This is a genomic window from Flavobacterium sp., assembly GCF_004295795.1.
Taxonomy (GTDB): domain Bacteria; phylum Bacteroidota; class Bacteroidia; order Flavobacteriales; family Flavobacteriaceae; genus Flavobacterium.
Map to the genome: position 1 here is coordinate 273,824 of NZ_SEBR01000004.1, position 21,125 is coordinate 294,948.

A 21,125-nucleotide genomic window follows, 5' to 3' on the forward strand; every position below is an offset into this window, starting at 1 on the left:
TTTATAAATCGATTATTTCTCGTCAAAAATCGGTTGGAAAATGCGTTAAAAAATGTCTTTGAACGACTTTTCGGGTTGTTGATAGACTATTTAATCCAAAAATGGAGTGAGTATCTAATTTAGCCCACCGATGATAAATCGCAGCGATGTGTTCAATCGTCGTGAGAATCAAAAAACACTCAAATGAAACACAAGATCCCAATCAGATTACCTAACCGACCAGAAATGCGTTTGCATTCTGAAAACCAAATCCAATCTATGATGAGAATTTTACTCCTCTTGGCATTTGTCTTCGCCTCGACAGGCATTTGGGCCCAAACGGCCAAAGGCACCAAAAACGGCGCCGCTGTCGCACAAAGCGAGACAAGCACAAAGGCGATTCTGCACGTGGACCAGTTCCTTTCGGCTTTACAGTCGAAATCAGGAGGTGATTCGCAGGTGCGAAGCCTTTTGTACGAACCTCAATCTGCCGTCTATGTTGAGACCGGCAATGTGAAAACGTACGGGGAAAACCCGGTATGCCTGTTTACGGATGTCCGCTCGCTTTCGAGTCTGGGAACCCTTAATCTTCCAAAGACGATCGAATTGGTGTCGGTGAAAGTCAAGAACCTTGGCGAGTTGTCGGGATTGAATCTTGCTTCGCTTTCGGCTTTTCCGAGATTGCAATATGTCTACATCGTGAGCGAGGTGGAAACGCAAGGTCCGAAAATCGTCGCTGCGGTGAAGGACAACGATCCGCGTTACAGCGTTTTCTATAACATCCTTTCGCTGAAATAAGCTGGTATTCCAAAAGATATGAATATGAAAGACCTATACTCTAAGCTTCAAATTACGACTTCGAAACTCCTGCTGACACTTTTGGCGGTAATCGGATTCGTTTTTGCCACAAGCGCCCAGGTTCGCGTCCCTTTTACGCAACGTACCTCACAGTACACGCCGACAAAGCAGATCTACAACATCAAAGGTGACTTCACCATGTTGGGGAATACGAACCTTACGTTGCAGAACTATGGCAACACGACACAGAACGGTGGAAATACCATGATCTACGTAGACGTCGATTCGCCTACACTCACAGGTCTTGGCGGCACACCGACGTTCAACTCGTCTACGGCGACGCTGACACTTTCTACGGAAAATGGTGCCGTGCCTGCGTGTTCGAACATCATCTACGCCGGACTTTACTGGACCGGCCGTGCCTCGAATACCAATCCGAGCGCCAACACATTCAACGTGACCAGAAATGGTGTGACCAAAAACTTCGACAAGCGCAAGATCCAACTCAAAGGACCGAACGCTTCCGGTTACACGGAATTTATGGCTGCGGCCAACAACATCTATTATCCTACGAACCAGGATGATTATATGTATTCTGCCTACACTGAAGTTACCGATTACGTAAAGACGAACGGTTTGGGAGCTTACACGGCTGCCGATATCGCGCTTGTACAAGGTGATGGCGGAGGAACAGGCTACTACGGTGGATGGGGAATGATCGTGGTTTACGAAAACTCCAAAATGAAATACCGCGACGTGACCATCTTTGACGGGCACGCTTACGTACTTAGCGGAACGGCAAACTACAACTTGCCTATTTCCGGTTTCAACACGGTACAATCAGGACCTGTTGGAATCAAGATGGGTATGATTGCCGGTGAAGGTGACAACGGAATTTCGGGAGATTACTTCCAGATTCGACGTCAGGACAACAATGCATGGCAAAGTCTCAACCACTCATCGAACACGACGGGCAACTTCTTCAACTCGAGTATAAGTGTGCCGGGCGCGCGGACTCCGAGTTTACAAAACAACTCCGGTTTGGACATTTGTATGTTCAACCTTCCGAATACGAACAACGGACTGATCACCAACAACCAGACCGCGACCACTTTCAGGTACGGTTCCACTCAGGATACTTATGTGATCTTCGCCATCGCAATGGCCGTCGATGCTTATGTTCCGGATGTGGAAGGCGACCTTGCGGCTGTTACGATCAACGGTACTCCGGTTCCGGCGACAGGTCCTTATACGGCTTTGCCAGGTCAGGAACTCGAGTTCAAGGTGAACGTTCGCAACCGTGGTACCGAAGCGATCAACAACGCCAAATTGACCGTTCCGATTCCTTACAACACCAATTATGTGGCCAACAGTGCCACGAGACAAGTGTTCTTTACTCCAGCTCCAACGCCCAACAACTTGCAGTTCAACCCGACGGTTGGTTCCAATGGTTCGGTGGTTTGGGACATCGGAACGCTTCCTGTTCCCGCCAACTCGGACGATATTTTGGGAACTTTGACTTTCAAGATCAAAGTAACCGAGGATTGCGAACTTCTAAAGAATGCCAACTGTCAGAACATCGTGGCTGTAAACGGATCTTTCACAGGATCGGGAGCAATCACGGGAATCACTTTTAACGACAAGGATCTTATCCAAGGTTACACACAAAACGGGAACTGTCAGGGAACTGCGATTGCGGCTCCGCTTTTGGTCCAGATCAACGCACAGGATTTCGTCAACCAGAACTGTCAGTCTACGCCGCCAATTACTGCGTTTACATTCTGTAGTGCTTCGGCTATTCCTATCACTGCTGTATCTGGAAGTTTCCCTAACGGATCTTTGTTCTACAACCAATATCCGGTAGGACCGAACGCTATCCAGTATACGATCAGCAACCCGTTCCCGGCAACTCAAGGAACGATTACCTATTATGCTGTTCCACCGGGCGCTTTGAACGGATGTTTCTTCCAGTTCACGATCACCGTTACCACCATCACTACGACTCCAAACGTCGCCGGTCCGGTAAACTACTGTCAAGGCGCTACGGCTGTACCACTTACGGCTACACCGAGCTCGCCAGGTTTGACACTCTACTATTATATGACGCAAAACGGTCAGGCACAGCCTTCGATCACGCCGTCTACAGCTCAGGCGGGAACGTTCACTTATTATGTGGCCGAAGCCCAAAGCCCGACTTGTATCGGTCCGAAAGTGCCTATTACCGTCAACGTATATCCTGCGCCGGTCGTTACACCACCTGCCGCTTTGAACCTTAACGGCTGTGGAACTTCTGCAGTGACAGGTTTGACTTACAGCAGCGTGAACCCCGTGACTATCACTTTGGCGCAATTCCAGGCTGCCGGAGGAAACATCACCAACGCCGCCGCCATCGGAACTTACACTATTACGTATCAGGATGTCGCCACAGGAAACTGTCCGGTGAGCCTTGTGCGTACATTCAAGGTAACTTCTGCCTGCGGTGTGACTTCGGTTACCCAGACTATCTCCATCCTTGACAACATCGCTCCTACGATTTCAGGTGTTCCGACGACTGCCACGACGATCCAATGTCCCGCTACGCCAACTTGGGCCACGCCATCTGCGGGTGACAACTGCGAAGGTTTCGTGAGCTTGACTTCAGCCGACGTAACAACTCAGGGAACTTGCGGAAATGCTCGCACGATCACAAGAACCTGGACGGCTACTGACCTTTGCGGAAATACCGCCACGGCTTCTCAAGTCTTCAATATTGTCGATACGACTGCTCCGGTGATCTCTGCATTGCCTGCCGCTACGACTATCAACTGTCCTGCGACGCCATCTTGGACAACTCCAACGGCTACTGACGCTTGTGGTGGAAACGTCACTTTGACTTCTGCCGATGTGACAACTGCGGGTTCTTGCCCTGGTTCTTACACCATCGTTCGCACTTGGACTGCTACTGATGCTTGTGGCAATGCTGCTACGGCTTCACAAACAATTACTGTTCAAGACAATACTGCTCCGGCAATCACGACGCAAGCGCAAAACCTCACTGTTCAGTGTAGCACTGCAGGTGACGCGACTTTGACGGCCTGGTTGAACAACCACGGTGGTGCTGTCGCTTCAGACGCATGTTCTGCGGTAACTTGGACAAATAATTTCACTGGCGTAACTGGCGGATGCTCTGCTGCGGTTCCTGTAATCTTTACAGCGACTGACGCTTGCGGAAACACGGCCACTACAACAGCTACTTTTACTGTAAACGATACGACTGCTCCGGTTGCTCCGGCTGCTCCGGCTGCCGTTACTGTCGCTTGTGCTTCACAAGTTCCGGCCAACGTTTCGCTTACTGCTACTGACAACTGTGGCGGAAACATTACTGCTCAAGGTGTCGATGTGACGACTCCGGGTGCTTGTCCTAATTCGTTCACTATCGTCAGAACCTGGACTTTCGCCGATGCTTGCGGAAACACTTCATCGGTTTCACAGACTATCAACGTGAATGACAACATCGCTCCGGTTGCACCTGCTGCTCCGGCTGCTGTTACCGTTTCTTGTGGTGCTGCCGTTCCTGCCAACGTGACTTTGACTGCTCAGGACAACTGTTCTGGCGCTATCACTGCTCAAGGTGTTGACGTTACGACTCCTGGCGCTTGTGCCGGATCCTATACGATTGTCCGTACCTGGACTTTCGCCGATGCTTGCGGAAACACTTCATCGGTTTCACAGACTATCAACGTAAACGACAACATCGCTCCGGTTGCTCCGGCCACTCCTGCAAACGTTACTGTCGCTTGTGCTTCACAAGTTCCGGCCAACGTTTCTTTGACTGCGGTTGACAATTGCGCCGGCAACGTAACTGTTCAAGGTGTTGACGTGACGACTCCGGGTGCTTGCCCTAATTCGTTCACTATCGTCAGAACTTGGACTTTCGCCGATGCTTGCGGAAACACTTCATCGGTTTCACAGACTATCAACGTAAACGACAACATCGCTCCGGTCGCTCCTGCAGCTCCGGCAAATGTTACGGCTCAGTGTTCATCTGAAGTTCCGGCAAACGTGACTTTGACTGCACAGGACAACTGTTCTGGAGCGATCACTGCTCAAGGTGTCGATGTAACGACTGCGGGTGCTTGCCCGAACTCGTTCACTATCGTCAGAACTTGGACTTTCGCCGATGCTTGCGGAAACACTTCATCGGTTTCACAGACTATCAACGTAAACGACACGACTGCTCCGGTTGCTCCAACTGCTCCGGCAGCTGTGACCGTTGCTTGTGCTGCGATGCTTGCGGAAACGCTTCATCTGTATCGCAGACAATCACTGTAAACGATACTGTGGCTCCGACAATCTCTGCATTGCCAGCCGCTACTACTATCAACTGCCCGGCGACTCCGTCTTGGACGACCCCGACAGCTACTGACAATTGCGTTGGTGCGGTTCAGTTGACTTTCGCCGATGTGACTACTCAAGGTTCTTGCCCAAGTGCTTACACGATCGTAAGAACATGGACTGCAACCGATGTTTGCGGAAACACGGCTACTGCTACACAAACTATCAATGTTCAAGATATTACTGCTCCTACGATCACTGCTCAAGCGCAAAACTTGACGATCCAATGTGGTGCAGGAAACCAGAACGCTCTTAACGAGTGGTTGGCCAACAACGGAGGTGCAACTGCCGCCGATACTTGTTCTGCCGTGACTTGGACAAACAACTACAGCGGAATCTCCAACGATTGTACTGCTGCGGTTACCGTAATCTTTACTGCGACTGACGCTTGTGGAAACGCTGCTACGACTTCGGCTACTTTCACGGTTCAGGACACGACCGCTCCGGTTGCACCTGCTGCTCCAACCGCTGTTGCTGTTCAGTGTACTGCTGATGTTCCGGCCAATGTTTCTTTGACCGCGGTTGACAACTGCGCAGGGAACATTACCGTTCAAGGTGTGGATGTAACGACTCCTGGTGCTTGCGCCGGATCTTACACGATCGTAAGAACCTGGACATTCACTGATGCCTGCGCCAACTCATCATCCGTATCTCAGACTATCACTGTAAATGATACGATCGCTCCGGTTGCTCCGGCCGCTCCGGCTACTGTAACTGTGGCTTGTGCCTTTGAAGTTCCTGCGAATATCGAATTGACCGCACAAGATGCTTGTCAAGGTGCTATCTCAGTTTCCGGTGTCGATGTAACGACTCCGGGATCTTGCGCAAACTCTTTCGTGATCGTTCGTACGTGGACTTTCGCCGATGCTTGCGGAAATACATCATCGGTTTCACAGACAATCAACGTAAGTGACACGATCGCTCCGGTTGCTCCTGCTGCTCCGGCTACTGTGGATGTAGCTTGCGCTTCTGAAGTTCCGGCGAACGTGACTTTGACCGCTCAGGACAATTGTTCCGGTGCGATCACCGCTCAAGGTGTCGATGTGACAACTCCCGGATCTTGCGCTAACTCTTTCGTTATCGTACGTACCTGGACTTTCACTGATGCTTGTAACAACACTTCATCGGTTTCACAGACAATCAATGTAAGCGACACTATCGCTCCTGTGGCTCCTGCCGCTCCGGCGAACGTGACTGCTCAATGTGCTGCTGATGTTCCGGCGAATGTGACTTTGACTGCCCAGGACAATTGTCAGGGTGCGATCACTGCACAAGGTGTTGACGTTACGACTCCAGGCGCTTGTGCCGGATCTTACACTATCGTAAGAACCTGGACTTTCACCGATGCTTGTAACAACACTTCATCTGTATCACAGACAATTTCTGTAAACGATACGACTGCTCCGGTTGCTCCGACTGCTCCGGCAGATGTGACTTTGGCTTGTGCTTCTGAAGTTCCGGCTAACGTTACTTTGACTGCTCAGGACAATTGTCAGGGTGCGATCACCGCTCAAGGTGTTGATGTAACGACTGCCGGCCAGTGTGCCAATTCATTCGTGATCGTCCGTACCTGGACTTTTGCCGATGCTTGCGGAAACACTTCATCGGTTTCACAAACGATCAACGTAAACGACAACATCGCTCCTGTAATCGCAGCTTTGCCTGCTACTACGACAATCGATTGTCCTGCAACGCCACAATTCGCACAGGCTACGGCTACTGACAACTGCGCTGGCGCTGTAACTTTGACTTTCGTCGATGCAACAACTGCCGGTTCTTGCCCAAGTGCTTACTCGATCGTAAGAACATGGACTGCGACTGACGCTTGTGGAAACACGGCGACCGCTACACAAACTATCAATGTTCAGGACGTTACTGCTCCGACTATCACTGCTCAAGCCCAAGACTTGGCAATCCAGTGTGGTGCCGGAAACGCAAATGCCCTGAACGAATGGTTGGCCAACAACGCAGGCGCAACAGCAACAGATTCTTGCTCTGCCGTAACTTGGACAAACAACTATAACGGAATCGGAAACGATTGTACATCGGCTGTAACGGTGATCTTCACTGCTACTGACGCTTGTGGAAACGCCTCTACTACTTCGGCTACATTCTCTGTATCTGACACGACTGCTCCGGTTGCTCCTGCAGCTCCGCAAGCCGTGACTGTTCAATGTGCTGCTGATGTTCCGGCTAACGTAACTCTTACCGCTACTGACAACTGTGCAGGTGCAATCGCCGTTCAAGGTGTGGATGTAACGACTCCTGGTGCTTGCGCCGGATCTTACACTATAGTCCGTACCTGGACTTTCACTGACGCTTGTGCCAACTCGGTATCGGTTTCGCAGACTATCACCGTAAACGATACGATCGCTCCGGTTGCTCCAACAGCTCCGCAAACCGTGACTGTGCAATGTGCTGCTGATGTTCCGGCCAACGTGACTTTGACCGCCCAAGACGCTTGTCAAGGTGCGATCACTGCTCAAGGTGTCGATGTGACGACTCCAGGTCAGTGCGCCAACTCGTTCGTCATAGTTCGTACTTGGACATTTGCCGATGCTTGTGGAAACACTTCATCTGTTTCACAGACTATCAACGTGAACGACACTATCGCTCCGGTTGCTCCAGCAGCTCCGGCCAACGTGACTGCTCAATGTGCTGGCGAAGTTCCTGCAAATGTGACTTTGACTGCTCAAGATGCTTGTCAAGGTGCGATCACTGCTCAAGGTGTTGATGTGACGACTCCGGGTTCTTGCCCTAACTCGTTCGTGATCGTCCGTACCTGGACTTTCGCCGATGCTTGTGGAAACACTTCATCTGTATCACAGACTATCAACGTAAATGACACCATTGCTCCGGTTGTTCCTACAGACGTTCCTACCGATGTAACTGCCCAGTGTTCTGCTGACGTTCCTGCCAATGTGACTCTGACTGGCCAAGACAACTGTTCTGGTGCGATCGCTGTTCAAGGTGTAGACGTTACGACTCAAGGTACTTGCGCCGGATCTTACACGATCGTCCGTACCTGGACGTTTGTCGATGCTTGCGGAAACACTTCATCTGTATCACAGACGATCTCCGTAAACGATACGACTGCTCCGGTAGTTCCTACAAACGTTCCTGCTGACGTTACTTTGGCTTGCGCCGGAGACGTTCCTGCCAACGTGACTTTGACTGCACAGGACAATTGTTCGGGTGCGATCACTGCTCAAGGTGTTGACGTGACTACTCCCGGCCAATGTGCCAACTCGTTCGTAATCGTTCGTACCTGGACATTTACCGATGCTTGTGGAAACACTTCATCTGTAGCCCAAACTATAACTGTTGCCGACACTGTTCCTCCAACGATCGCCGCATTGCCACAGCCGACAACAATCGACTGTCCTGCAACGCCTGCATTCGCTCAAGCTACCGCTACTGACAACTGCGTCGGTGCCGTGACTTTGACTTTCGTCGATGCGACAATCGCAGGTTCTTGCCCAAGCGCTTACTCAATCGTAAGAACCTGGACTGCTACCGATGTTTGTGGAAACACAGCGACAGCTTCACAAACTATCAATGTTCAGGATGTTACTGCTCCGACAATCACTGCCCAGGCGCAAAACCTGTCAATCCAGTGCGGAAACGGAACCAACGCTGGTCTCGAAGACTGGTTGGCCAACAACGGTGGCGCTACTGCGACAGATACTTGTTCAAACGTGACCTGGACAAACAACTACAACGGAATCGGAAACGATTGTTCGGCTGCCGTAACGGTGATCTTCACTGCTACTGATGCTTGCGGAAACGCTTCGACCACATCGGCTACTTTCACGATTTCCGATACTGTGGCTCCGGTTGCTCCTGCAGCTCCTGCTAATGTAACGGTTGCTTGTGCTGCCGATGTCCCTGCTAACGTGACATTGACCGCGACCGACAACTGTCTTGGCGCAATCGCTGTACAAGGTGTTGACGTGCAAACTGCCGGTCCATGCGCCGGAACGTACACAATCGTTCGTACTTGGACATTCACCGATGCTTGTGCCAACACGACTTCGGTTTCACAAATCATCAACGTCATCGACAACGTGGCGCCTACAGCTCCAACGGCTCCAGCCGACGTAACTGTCCAGTGTGGAGACGCTTTGCCTGCAAACGCAACGCTTACAGCTACTGACAATTGTGGTGACCAAATCACTGCTCAAGGTGTTGATGTGACAACTGCTGGTGCTTGCGCCGGTACTTCGACTATCGTTCGTACCTGGACTTTCACCGATGCTTGTGGAAACACATCGTCTATATCTCAAACGATCAACGTCATCGACACTGTGGCTCCGGTTGCTCCTGCGGCTCCAGCCGATGTGACCGTGGCTTGTGCCGGACAAGTTCCTGCAGCCGTTTCATTGTCAGCGACTGACGCTTGCAGCGGAGAAGTTGTTGCACCGAAACCGGTTGAAACAGTTACTCCTGGAGATTGTCCTAACTCATACATTTTGGTACGCACTTGGTCGTTTACCGATGCTTGTGGAAATACTTCTACCGTATCGCAAACAATCACTGTTGATGATAACGAAGCTCCGGTTGCTCCTGCAGCTCCGGCAGACGTGACCGCTTCATGTGGTGGAGACGTTCCTGCGAACAGTACTTTGACTGCTCAGGACAACTGCCAAGGTGCAATTTCTGCCCAAGGTGTTGACGTAACCACTCAAGGTGCTTGCGCGAATTCATACACGATCGTACGTACTTGGACGTTCACCGATGCTTGTGGAAACACTTCATCTGTATCACAAAACATCGCTGTTGGCGATACTACGGCTCCGGTTCTTCCAACGAACGTTCCGGCTGACGTGACGGTTCAATGTGCTGCTGATGTTCCATCTGGAATTTCATTGACAGCTACCGATAATTGTAGCACTACTCCAATCACTGTCGCTCCGGTTGATACGGTCGTTGCAGGAAGTTGTGCCAATTCATTCGTGATCACTCGTACCTGGACATTTGCTGATGCTTGCGGAAACACTTCGGTTGCCACACAAACGATCACGGTAAACGACACGACTGCTCCGGCATTCAATACTGCGGCTCCGGCCGACGTCACTGTGGCTTGCGCCCAAATCCCGGCAGCTGCGACACTAACGGCCACTGACAACTGCGGAAGCGTTGCAGTGAACGTGACAATGACAGAATCAACCGTTCCTGGAACATGCGCCGGATCTTACACGATAGTAAGAACCTGGACTGCGACGGACGCTTGCGGAAACGTTGCCACAGTTTCACAGAACATCAATGTAATCGACAACGATGCTCCTACTTTCGTGGAAGCAACGCCTGCTCCGGCCATCACGGCTGAGTGCGGAAGCGTTCCGACGCCAACAGTCCTCACTGCAGTTGACGGATGTAACGCAACACCTGTGAATGTGGTCTACGCCGAGACAAGTGTTCCTGGAACCTGTCCGGTAAAAGAAGTCATCACACGTACATGGACTGCAACCGATGCTTGTGGCAACCCACAAACATTCACACAGATCGTGACTGTTCAGGACACTACCGCTCCTACCGTAAACGAAACGCTCGCTCCAGTAGTGAACGTGACTTGCGACCAGGTGCCTACAGTTCCTGTATTGACTTTCAGCGATGCTTGTTCTACAGTTGGAACTCCGGTCTTCACAGAAGTGATCTCGACTCCGGTAAACGGAAACTATTCGATCACATGGACGTGGACAGTTGCAGACGACTGCGCAAACCAAGCTGTATTCACTCAAGTGGTGAACGTAACAGTTAGCAATGCGCTAGTTACTGTATCAAGCGAGTTGTGTAACACCGATAGTAGTGCGAATGTTGATCTTGTCACTTTGCTTCCTGCAGGAACACCTGCCGGCGGAACATGGGTGAACGTAGACAACGTGGCAGGCTTGAACGGAACGGTGTTCTCACCCTTCCAGATCGCCAACGGAATCTACAACGTAGACTACGTGATCGCTGATCCGACTTGCCCTAGAACGGTTCGCATCGAACTCAAGGTAAACGACATCTATTGTATCGTAGAGCCATGTGGAACAGTTGTTATCCACAACGCTTTCAGCCCTAACAATGATGGTATAAATGACGTTTTCGTAATCGATGGATTTGAAGATTCAACGTGTATCGAAAGCAACACAGTCGAAGTTTACAACAGATGGGGTATCCTGGTTTACGAAACCAAAGGCTACAACAACAACGATCGCGCTTTCCGCGGCGTATCCGAAGGACGCGTAACGTTGAAGAAAGACGACGAATTGCCTACAGGAACTTACTTCTACATCATCACGTACAAGTTTGCCAGCAGCAGCAATACTGTGAAAAAAGACGGATATTTATACCTTTCAAGATAAGAAACTCAAATCTAACGCCCGGGGCGCCAAAACCCCGGGTAAAAAACAATAGACTAATGAAAACAAGATTATTAATTTTCGTTTTGATGTTGGCAGGGTTCTCGTCGTGGGCACAGCAAGATGCGCAGTACACCATGTACATGTACAACACCATCAACATCAACCCTGCATATGCGGGTTCACGAGGCGTCCTTAGCGTATTCGGCCTACACCGTTCGCAATGGATCGGTCTCGACGGAGCTCCGGTGACAAACGCCGTATCCGTGAATACGCCGCTGGGTGAAAGCAACCTTGGTTTGGGTGTCTCTTTCGTGAATGACAGGATCGGTCCTACTACCGAGAATGCTTTCAGCGCAGACATCTCCTACACCATCCGCACAGACGAAATCCACAAACTATCGTTCGGTATAAAAGGAACGGCCAACCTGTTCAACCTAGACAGGAGCAAGCTGAATCCGGTAGATCAGAACGACCCTAGCCTTATGGGATTCAGGAACGAGTTCACTCCTAACGTGGGAGCTGGTGTTTACTGGCACACTGACAAATATTACATCGGTTTGTCCGTTCCGAACTTTATCCAGACTACGCGTTACAGCGACAATGACGTTTCCATCAACAAAGAGCGCATGAACTTTTACCTTATCGGAGGTTACGTTTTCGAACTCAACCCGATGTGGAAACTAAAGCCGGCCGTGCTTTCAAAAGCCATAACAGGAGCGCCTGTGCAGGTCGACGTATCGCTTAACACACTTTACAACGACAAGTTCATGCTTGGAGTCGCTTACCGTTGGGATGCAGCCGTGAGTGCCATGGCCGGATTCCAGATTTCCGAAGGTTTGTTCCTCGGATACGGATACGATCTGGAGACTACGAAATTGCGCAACTACAACAGCGGATCACACGAGATCTTCTTGCGCTACGAGTTCTTCAACAACAAAAACAAGATCATTTCCCCACGATTCTTCTAATACGCAACAACAAATGAAAAAAGTACTATTCAGTCTATTATTCGGTTTCCTTGCCGTTTATTCATACGGACAGGTGGGCTTGAAAAAAGCCGACAAGAACTACGACGGTTACGCGTATATAGATGCGATCAAGACCTACGAGCGCATTGCCGAGAAAGGTTTCAAGAACGCCGATCTGTTCAAGAAACTCGGTAACGCCTATTATTTCAACTCTCAGTTCGACAAGGCTGCGAATTGGTACGATCAGCTTTTCGCGATGACGAGCGATGTGGAAGCCGAAGTTTACTACCGCTACTCTCAGTCTTTGAAAGCTGTCGGAAATTATGCCAAGTCAGACCAGATGATGGAGCAGTTCATCACCAAGTCGAACGAGGACATCCGCGGAAAGAAATTCGCCGACAAGAAAGATTACATGAAACAGATCGAGGCCAATTCGGGTCGCTACGAAATCGGTGATGCGGGCGTGAATTCCCAATATTCAGATTACGGAAGCACGGTCTATCAAGGTCAGCTCGTTTTCGCATCGGCACGTGATACGGGAAGTGTCGCCCAGCGCAAGCACAAGTGGTCGAACCAATATTTCACGAACATCTACGGCGCGCCTATCACGGCAGATTCTGTCGGAAAAGTGCTGAAGTTCGACAAGAACATCAACACGCGTTTCCACGAGTCGACTCCGGTTTTCTCGAAAGACGGAAAGACGATGTACTTTACGAGAAACGATTTCAACGACGGAAAAAAAGGCAAGAATGCCGAACGCATCACGCTTTTGAAGATCTACATGGCGACCAAATCCGTGGAAACGAAAGAATCCAAGGACAAGACCAAAAAAGACAGCACCGTCAGCTGGACGAACATCAAGGAAGTGCAGTTCAACAGCAGCAATTACAGTGTGGCGCATCCGGCTTTGAGTCCTGACGGAAAATGGTTGTACTTCGCTTCGGACATGCCAGGCGGAAAAGGACAATCGGACATCTGGAAAGTCGAAATCACAGGTGAAGGCGCTTTCGGAACTCCAATCAACCTCGAGGCGATCAACACCGAAGGAAAAGAAACATTCCCGTTCGTGACCGACGAGAACGAACTTTACTTCTCATCTGACGGATACCAAGGCCTTGGTGGTATGGATCTGTACATGTCGCGCATCAGCAAAGATGGAAAAACTTACGACGAACCGCAAAATCTAGGAGCGCCGGCCAACTCGAAAATGGACGATTTCGCTTACTACATCAACACCAAAACACGCAAAGGTTTCCTTACCTCGAATCGCGAAGGCGGCGCCGGAAGTGACGATATCTATAAATTCCTCGAAACCCGCAAATTGATCTGCGAGCAGGAATTGGCGGGAATCGTAACCGATCTCAAAACGGGAGAAGTACTTCCTAATACCAAAGTGACGTTGTTCGACAACAAGTTCAACAAACTCAACGAAGTCATGAGCGACGAAAAAGGCGCTTACAATTTCGGAGTTGTCGATTGCGGAAAAGTTTATTACGTCCGCGCCGAAAAAGAAGAATACGAGACCAAGGAACAAAAGGTCGAGATTCCGAAAAACGAAGGAAAGACAGATGTGCCTATCCAACTCGAGAAGAAAGTCAAAGCTGTTAAGGTTGGAGATGATTTGGCCGATGTCTTCGGAATCAACTACATCTTGTTCGACTTCGACAAATGGGACATCAGACCGGACGCAGCGGTCGACATCGCGAAAGTTCTCGACGTGTTGACACAATATCCGGATATGAAAATCGACATCCGTTCCCACACAGACAGCCGCGGATCGGCCAAATACAACCTCAAGTTGTCAGACCGTCGCGCCAAGTCAACACTTGATTGGCTGGTCTCACACGGCGTGGCCAAGGAAAGATTGACCTCGAAAGGTTACGGGGAAACCGAAGCCGGCCAAAACGGTTGTGCAGACGGAGCTACTTGTACCGAAGAGCAACACCAGAAAAACCGTCGCAGCCAGTTCATCATCACTGAGTTGTAAGACAAGACACCAAGTCAAAACGAAAGCATCCGTAATACGCGGATGCTTTTTTTTTGGGGTATACCGAAGTAAATTCCAATCACGTTAATTGGAGTCATCCGCTCAGCGATTTGGGATTTGTCTCGATAGCTATCGGGATTGGAATTTGAGATTTGGAAGTCGCTCTTTCACTCAATGATGGAAACAAAAATCGCGGTATAATACTTCCGACCCTGTCCATCACCGGAAACCGAAACGCCAAAGTGTGTAAAATTGCCCTCGATATTGGTCCGATGTCCGTCGCTGCTAAGCCATCCGTCAAAAGCGCCAACCGATGTCTGATAATTGAAAGCGACATTTTCGGCCACATCGTTCGCTCCAACTTCGCGACGTAACTCGTCCACGCGCTGCCCGAACAAATCGTGGTTGACGACTTCATTGGCGATCATGTAGGTGTTGTGATTTTGCGAAACCAAAGAGACGTAATCCTGCAACACGAGCGACCCTTCGCCCATTTCCTGACGATGTTCGTTTATAAGGCGCGCCATATCGAGTTCGTCTGCGTTATAGGAATACGAACCGGATTGTCCGCCGGAAACCGTTTCGTCGGGAGTTGGATTGGCTGTTGGCAAGGCATCGGAATCCGAATCTGACGAACAGGAAACGGCAAACCATCCGATCGCTACCAAAGCGAATAGAAATAACTTTTTCATCTGGGCTAAGTTTTGGATTTGACTTTCAGGCTTTTGGGAAGCCTTTTCCATTATCGGGATAACGAAAAACCTAGATGAAATATTGAATATATCCGATGAACTGCATCTTTTGAGGTGATTTGTCAAGTCGAATCTTACAAGTGACAGTTCGATAGCCGACGTCCGACAATAAATCATCCAAAAACAAAAAGTCCATAAAATAGAAAACCGCCCTTTGGGAAGGCGGTTTTTCTCGTCAAAACAAAAACAAAATTTAATTCAACTCAATTTATTTTTTAATGAAAATGTTGGTGTAGTATTTTTTTCCGGTCGATGGATCGATGCTCACGGAAATCCCGAAGTGTGTGAAATTTCCTTCGATATTGGCTTTGTGTCCAGGACTGTTCAACCAGGCGTTCAAAGCTCCGGACGGCGCCTGATAATTATAGGCGATGTTCTCGTTGACCTTCACCGCGCCAACATTCGACATGATGTCGTGGGCACGTTGTTCGAACTGATCGTGGTTCACCACTTTGTTCGAAATCATGTATTCGTTGTGTTCTTCTGACTTTACCGATACGTAGTTCACAAGTTCCAAAGCATTCAAACCTTGGCTTACGCGGTAATCGTTGATGAGTTTTGCGGTTTGGAGTTCAAGTTCCGAATAGTTGTAGTCAACTACGGTTTCTTGTTTTGCAGGTGCGCTGTTTTCATCTGAATCAGATGAGCATGAATTTAGTGTAAACACGAATGCGCACAATAGTACAGTCTTGAGTAGATTTGTTTTCATAGACACTAGTAGGTTAAATCAAGGCAGATGTGGGGCAAATGGCTTGGGTGTTATTTTGGATGTTTAAAGTAGATTGTGGGGCAAAAAACTTTAAGGGTGTAAGAACGTTTGGTATTTGTTTCTTGAGTCAATATTACGGCAAGTGTCGTTTAAGTGCCAAATAAAATCGATGAAATGCACATTTTTGTATTTACATTATGTAATTTTCCTACAATTTACTGTAATTTTGTTTGTTACGGGGTACAAAAAAACCGCCTTGATAAAAGCGGTTGTGTGACGTTGCGTTTCCTTAGGGCGACAATCTGTCTTTTGTCCAGGAAGATTCTTCTGATAATTTGTATCGGATGCGATCGTGCAACCTGTTCGGACGACCTTGCCAAAACTCGATCTCGAAAGGTTTTACAAGATAGCCGCCCCAATAATCCGGACGCGGGATTTCCTTTTCGACGAATTCCGCTTCGAGATTCCGTAGCTTTTCCTCAAGAAACTGCTTGGAAGGAATGACTTCACTTTGGTGGGACGCGATCGCTCCGAGCTTGCTTCCGTCCGGTCGGCTTTCGAAATAGCCGTCAGATGTGTTTTCGGACACCTTTTCAGCTTTGCCTTTAACGATGATTTGGCGCTCCAGACCCGGCCAAAAGAAGGAGAGGCACAAATTAGGATTGGCGGCAATCGCTTTCCCTTTTTCGGATTCATAGTTCGTATAGAACACAAATCCTTCCGACGTATACTGTTTGAGAAGCACCACTCGCGATTTGGGAAAGCCGTCCAAACCGAAAGTCGAGACCGTCATCGCATTGGCTTCCTGAACCGATCCCGATTCGTCGGCTTCGTGAAACCATTTCGTGAAAAGTGCCATTGGATCGTCGGGCAATCCCGCGTCGTCCAATTCGCTTTTTTCGTAGGATTGTCTGTAATTGCTTAAATCTTCCATAACAAGTAAAATCTTAAAATCCGTTTTCGAACGACGTCGTCTATTCGTCTATCAGCTATAACCTAAAAATCAAAACTCAAGCCGTCATCAGCCAACAAGACATTGCCAAAAACGGTGTTGGCTTCCTCGCGAAATTTCTCAATGGAATCGTAACGCGTGGAATAATGCCCAAGCAGCAAGGTCTTCACATTGGCCAACTTGGCTATCGTCGCGGCCTGGATTGCAGTGGAATGCATCGTCTTGATCGCCAGCTCGGCTTCCGATTCCAAAAACGTCGCCTCGTGGTACATCATGTCGACATCTTTGACCAATGGCAACATTTCCTCATTATATAGCGTGTCCGAACAGAAGGCGTAACTTTTTGGGGCGTCGGCTTGGGTTGTCAGTGCTGAATTCGGCACAAGCGTTCCGTTGTCGAGCGTGATGTCCTTTCCCAAAACGATGTTGCGGTAATAGACTTTGTCCACGCCATATTTTTCGGCCGCCCCGACATCGAGTTTCCTCAAACCGACTTTTTCGCGGAAGAGATAACCATTCGTATAAATCCGGTGCTTGAGCGGAATGGTGTGCACCGTGACTTTTTCGTCCTCGTAGACCAACTCGCTTTCCTTTGAGGTCAATTCGTGAAAATAGAGATTGAAACCAGTGAAAGAATTGGCCAGGCGCAATTGCAGCAAAATGATTTCCTTGACGCCTTTCGGGCCGTAAACGTGAAGATCGTTCTGCCGATTATACAGCGTGAAAGACGAAATCAGCCCGATCAATCCATAGAAATGGTCACCGTGCAGGTGCGAGATGAAAATGTGCTCGATTCTTGTGAACTTGACTTTATTCTTGCGAAGCGCGACTTGCGTTCCTTCGGCACAATCGATCAGAAACAACCGATTCCTGATCTCGAGAACCTGTGAAGTCGGATTCGTAAAAGTTCGTGGCGTGGCGGCATAACAGCCTAAAATCGTCAACTTCATCCTAATGGAATTAGTGCTTGATAATTAATAGTGAATAATGATTAATTAATAATTTGAGTCAACTAACCAATTCCCGCCAACCGACCAAAGTGCCATTATTAATTAATAATTATTAATTGTTAATTGTTACTTGTTTAAAACCCGAGGTCGCGCTCAATCTCGTCCAATTCTATGACGTCGTGCGCTTCTTGCAGCGTCGGAACGATCACGAGCTTTTCGGACGCTTTGTTGAAATCGACATTGGCAATGATCACAAACGATTTCTTGCCTTTTTTATGGGTTTTTGAAAGCGGTAAAAAAGCATTGATTTCCTTGACACTGATGCCCGAATGGTGGGAAACGTCAACGATCAGGTTCGATTTTTCGAACGTTTTGTGCTCGTGCGTGAGTTTCATCAAAAAAGCCGTCAAATCGTGCTGATTGTCCTTGACGATACAAATATTTCCTTTGTTTTCGACTTTCATGGCGCATTTTTTTGGTTGTAAACAAAGATAGGAAAAGTTCGGTTGCAGTTGCGGTTCAGATGCGGTTGCAGTAGCAGTAGCAGTAGCAGTAGCAGTAGCAGTAGCAGTAGCAGTAGCGGTGGCAGTGGCAGTTGCAGGTTTGGGATTTTAATTTGGCAGCAATCCGGCTGACCCGCTTCTAGCTTTCTTGAAAAACCCGTTTTTTGTAGCGTTTGCCAAGAGCTTCCGTTGGTCGCTTTGGCAAACGAACAAAAAATCTTGTTTTTCTTCAAAAGGCTAACCGCTTGCATCCGGGCTGGAATTTTGTGGAATTTAGGCTTTGGTGTTCGTTTTCGGTCGCGAAGTTTGAAACTTCGCGAAACGTGTGGCGGAGTCTGTGACTCCACAGAAAAAACAAAATTCCAACCTACAAAAAGACCTATAAGGTTAAAAAAACTTACAGGTCATGTCGATCACAAAAAGAGCAAAGCGACTTAATTTTTCTAAACTTTCTTAATTGTAAAAAATATACTCTGAACCTTAATGCTCTTAATGAACTTAATGGTAAAAGAGTAAAGCGACTTACTTTGAAGTAATTATCTTAAATCTTCAATTCCAACCTAAACAAAAAGACCGACAAGGTTGAAAAAATCGTACAGGTCGTATCGATTAAAAAGAGCAAAGCGACTTAACTTTTCTTAACTATCTTAATTGTAAAAAATAGATTCTGAACCTTAATGCTCTTAATGAACTTAATGGTAAAAGAGCAAAGCGACTTAATCTGAAATAATTATCTTGAATCTTCAATTCCAGCCTAAACGAAAACAAGAAAGTTGAAAAAACCTTGAGTTCGAGTCAATCAAAAAGAGCAAGGGGATCTAAATTCTCTTACCATCTCAATCATTCAAAATTCCAACCTAAACAAAAAGACCTACAAGGTTGAAAAAACCTTGCAGGTCGTGTCGGATCAAAAAGAGCAAAGCGACTTAACTTTTCTTAACTATCCTAATTGTAAAAAATAGATTATGAACCTAAATGCTCTTAATGAACTTAATGGTAAAAGAGCAAAGCGACTTGATTTGAAGTAATTATCTTGAATCTTCAATTCCAGCCTAAAAGAAAAACAAACTAGTCGAAAAACCTTGCCGTTCGAGTCAATCCAAAAATAAAAATCCCAAAAAAAAGAACGCCGAAGCGTTCCATATAATCCCATTTAAAAAAGTTACAATCAACCACCAAACCCTTTGATCTTGGAAGCCAAAAGGTAAATCACGGCCATCCGAACCGCAACGCCATTCTCCACCTGATCCAAAATTACCGACTGCTGTGAGTCGGCTACATCAGAAGTGATCTCGACCCCGCGATTTATCGGGCCGGGGTGCATGATGACGACTTCCTTGTCCAAAGAGTCCAAGAGCTCCTTGGTCACTCCATATTGGTGCGTGTATTCGCGCGTCGTCGGGAAATAACTGAAATCGAGGCGCTCGTTCTGGACGCGAAGCATATTGGCCACATCGGCCCATTCCAAAGCCTTCCGCAAATCTGGCTCGACGGTGACGCCAAGCGATTCGATATATCTTGGAATCAAGGTTTTCGGCCCGCAGACTTTGACCTCGGCGCCTTGCATCTGTAAAGCATAAATGTTCGACAAAGCCACACGGGAATGCAGAATGTCGCCCACGATAACGACTTTCTTCCCGCCTACTTCGCCGAAACGCTCGCGGATCGAAAACGAATCGAGCAAACCTTGGGTCGGATGTTCGTGCGCGCCGTCTCCGGCATTTACAATCGAGGCCTTTACGTTTTGAGAGAGGAAGTAAGCCGCGCCCGGACTCGAATGCCGCATCACGACCATATCGACTTTCATGGCCAGGATATTGTTTACCGTATCGATCAAAGTCTCGCCTTTTTTTACCGATGACTGAGCCGCCGAAAACGAGATCACATCGGCGGAAAGCCTTTTTTGGGCCAACTCGAAAGACAATTTCGTTCTCGTACTGTTCTCGAAAAAGATGTTGGCGATCGTGATGTCGCGCAACGAAGGCACTTTCTTGATCGGTCGGTTGATGACTTCCTTGAAGTGGTCGGCGATCTCGAAAATAAGGTCGATATCGCCTTTTGTGATATATTTTATTCCTAAAAGATGGTTTACGCTTAACTCGCCCATTCCTTAATTGTTGTTGTTTACCAAATACACGACGTCCTCGCCTTCATTTTCCGTCCAGTTCACCTTGACCTTGTCGTCGTTGATCGAATCGACCTGTCGTCCGCGGTAATCGGGTTGGATCGGCAAATGTCTGCTGAAGCGCCTGTCGATGAGCACCAAAAGTTCCACTTCTTTCGGACGTCCGAAAGACTGCAAAGCCGTAAGTCCGGCGCTGATGCTACGCCCGGTGTAAAGTACGTCGTCGATAAAAATCACGTTTTTGTTCTCTACGACAAAATCGATCCTGGTCGAATTGGCCTCGAGCGGTTTTTCCCTGCGGCGGAAGTCGTCCCTGAAAAACGTGATGTCGAGATAACCCAGTTTCACATCGCTTACACCATAGTCGTTCTCGAGCATGGCTTTGAGTCGGTCGGCCAAAAAAGTGCCGCGCGGCTGGATTCCGATAAGTAAAGTTTGGGAAAAATCGAGGTGCTTTTCAATCAACTGACAAGCCAGGCGATGCAGGATGATATTGACTTCCTTGGCGGTGAGCAATATTTTCTGACCCATAGTGACGTGTTGTGTTTCGGGATGTAAAGGTAGGGATTAAAAATTTCAATTCCCAAATTCCATCCCGATAGCTATCGGGACCAATTCCGACAGTTATCCGGACCAACTTCCGAACTCCATCTCGCATCTTAAAATTTTTTGCTTTGG

12 protein-coding genes are annotated in these 21,125 nt (G+C 48.4%); 5 read left to right on the top strand and 7 right to left on the bottom strand.

Going from position 1 to position 21,125, the window contains the following annotated elements:
- The first annotated feature begins 261 nt into the window (after positions 1-261).
- The 5 genes from EOO49_RS04630 to EOO49_RS04650 are packed head-to-tail and all read left to right on the top strand — an operon-like array spanning position 262 to position 14,456.
- On the top strand, positions 262-777 hold the full coding sequence (locus EOO49_RS04630; RefSeq protein WP_290843185.1) for a hypothetical protein: 516 nt from the start codon (positions 262-264) through the stop codon (positions 775-777).
- A gap of 24 nt (positions 778-801) precedes the next feature.
- The gene (locus EOO49_RS04635) at positions 802-5,088 is read left to right on the top strand and encodes a hypothetical protein (RefSeq protein ID WP_290843187.1); all 4,287 of its coding nucleotides are present in this window, start codon (positions 802-804) and stop codon (positions 5,086-5,088) included.
- A gap of 8 nt (positions 5,089-5,096) precedes the next feature.
- Complete coding sequence (locus EOO49_RS04640; protein ID WP_290843189.1) at positions 5,097-11,501, top strand: gliding motility-associated C-terminal domain-containing protein; 6,405 nt, start codon at positions 5,097-5,099, stop codon at positions 11,499-11,501.
- Positions 11,502-11,557: 56 nt separating this feature from the next.
- Positions 11,558-12,469: a type IX secretion system membrane protein PorP/SprF gene (locus tag EOO49_RS04645; protein WP_290843191.1), complete on the top strand. Its 912-nt coding sequence runs from the start codon at positions 11,558-11,560 to the stop codon at positions 12,467-12,469.
- A 13-nt stretch (positions 12,470-12,482) separates the two neighbouring features.
- The gene (locus tag EOO49_RS04650; protein ID WP_290843193.1) at positions 12,483-14,456 is read left to right on the top strand and encodes an OmpA family protein; all 1,974 of its coding nucleotides are present in this window, start codon (positions 12,483-12,485) and stop codon (positions 14,454-14,456) included.
- Positions 14,457-14,623: 167 nt separating this feature from the next.
- On the opposite strand, the gene EOO49_RS04655 is transcribed toward EOO49_RS04650, so the two are convergent.
- The 7 genes from EOO49_RS04655 to pyrR form a co-directional block, all read right to left on the bottom strand.
- A complete protein-coding gene (locus EOO49_RS04655; protein ID WP_290843195.1) occupies positions 14,624-15,148 on the bottom strand; it encodes a CAP domain-containing protein in 525 nt (174 codons plus the stop codon).
- A 268-nt stretch (positions 15,149-15,416) separates the two neighbouring features.
- Positions 15,417-15,917: a CAP domain-containing protein gene (locus EOO49_RS04660; protein WP_290843197.1), complete on the bottom strand. Its 501-nt coding sequence runs from the start codon at positions 15,915-15,917 to the stop codon at positions 15,417-15,419.
- A gap of 289 nt (positions 15,918-16,206) precedes the next feature.
- Positions 16,207-16,851, bottom strand: coding sequence for a pyridoxamine 5'-phosphate oxidase (pdxH, locus tag EOO49_RS04665; protein ID WP_290843199.1), 645 nt, complete (start codon positions 16,849-16,851; stop codon positions 16,207-16,209).
- Positions 16,852-16,913: 62 nt separating this feature from the next.
- Complete coding sequence (locus EOO49_RS04670; protein ID WP_290843201.1) at positions 16,914-17,819, bottom strand: ribonuclease Z; 906 nt, start codon at positions 17,817-17,819, stop codon at positions 16,914-16,916.
- Positions 17,820-17,953: 134 nt separating this feature from the next.
- Positions 17,954-18,283 (bottom strand): ribonuclease Z, encoded by a 330-nt coding sequence (locus EOO49_RS04675; protein ID WP_290843203.1) that lies wholly within the window; start codon positions 18,281-18,283, stop codon positions 17,954-17,956.
- 1,207 nt (positions 18,284-19,490) lie between these two features.
- The gene (locus tag EOO49_RS04680) at positions 19,491-20,429 is read right to left on the bottom strand and encodes an aspartate carbamoyltransferase catalytic subunit (protein WP_290843205.1); all 939 of its coding nucleotides are present in this window, start codon (positions 20,427-20,429) and stop codon (positions 19,491-19,493) included.
- Between the two features lie 3 nt (positions 20,430-20,432).
- Positions 20,433-20,978, bottom strand: a complete 546-nt coding sequence (gene pyrR / locus EOO49_RS04685) for a bifunctional pyr operon transcriptional regulator/uracil phosphoribosyltransferase PyrR (protein WP_290843207.1) — start codon at positions 20,976-20,978, stop codon at positions 20,433-20,435.
- Between the last annotated feature and the right edge of the window lie 147 nt (positions 20,979-21,125).

Excerpts from the sequence above, each read along its gene's own strand:
- pyrR (WP_290843207.1), bottom strand. The coding sequence starts at position 20,978 with ATGGGTCAGAAAATATTGCTCACCGCCAAGGAAGTCAATATCATCCTG.
- EOO49_RS04680 (WP_290843205.1), bottom strand. The coding sequence starts at position 20,429 with ATGGGCGAGTTAAGCGTAAACCATCTTTTAGGAATAAAATATATCACA.
- EOO49_RS04655 (WP_290843195.1), bottom strand. The coding sequence starts at position 15,148 with ATGAAAAAGTTATTTCTATTCGCTTTGGTAGCGATCGGATGGTTTGCC.
- EOO49_RS04675 (WP_290843203.1), bottom strand. The coding sequence starts at position 18,283 with ATGAAAGTCGAAAACAAAGGAAATATTTGTATCGTCAAGGACAATCAG.
- EOO49_RS04645 (WP_290843191.1), top strand. The coding sequence starts at position 11,558 with ATGAAAACAAGATTATTAATTTTCGTTTTGATGTTGGCAGGGTTCTCG.
- EOO49_RS04650 (WP_290843193.1), top strand. The coding sequence starts at position 12,483 with ATGAAAAAAGTACTATTCAGTCTATTATTCGGTTTCCTTGCCGTTTAT.
- EOO49_RS04635 (WP_290843187.1), top strand. The coding sequence starts at position 802 with ATGAAAGACCTATACTCTAAGCTTCAAATTACGACTTCGAAACTCCTG.
- pdxH (WP_290843199.1), bottom strand. The coding sequence starts at position 16,851 with ATGGAAGATTTAAGCAATTACAGACAATCCTACGAAAAAAGCGAATTG.
- EOO49_RS04670 (WP_290843201.1), bottom strand. The coding sequence starts at position 17,819 with ATGAAGTTGACGATTTTAGGCTGTTATGCCGCCACGCCACGAACTTTT.
- EOO49_RS04660 (WP_290843197.1), bottom strand. The coding sequence starts at position 15,917 with ATGAAAACAAATCTACTCAAGACTGTACTATTGTGCGCATTCGTGTTT.
- EOO49_RS04630 (WP_290843185.1), top strand. The coding sequence starts at position 262 with ATGAGAATTTTACTCCTCTTGGCATTTGTCTTCGCCTCGACAGGCATT.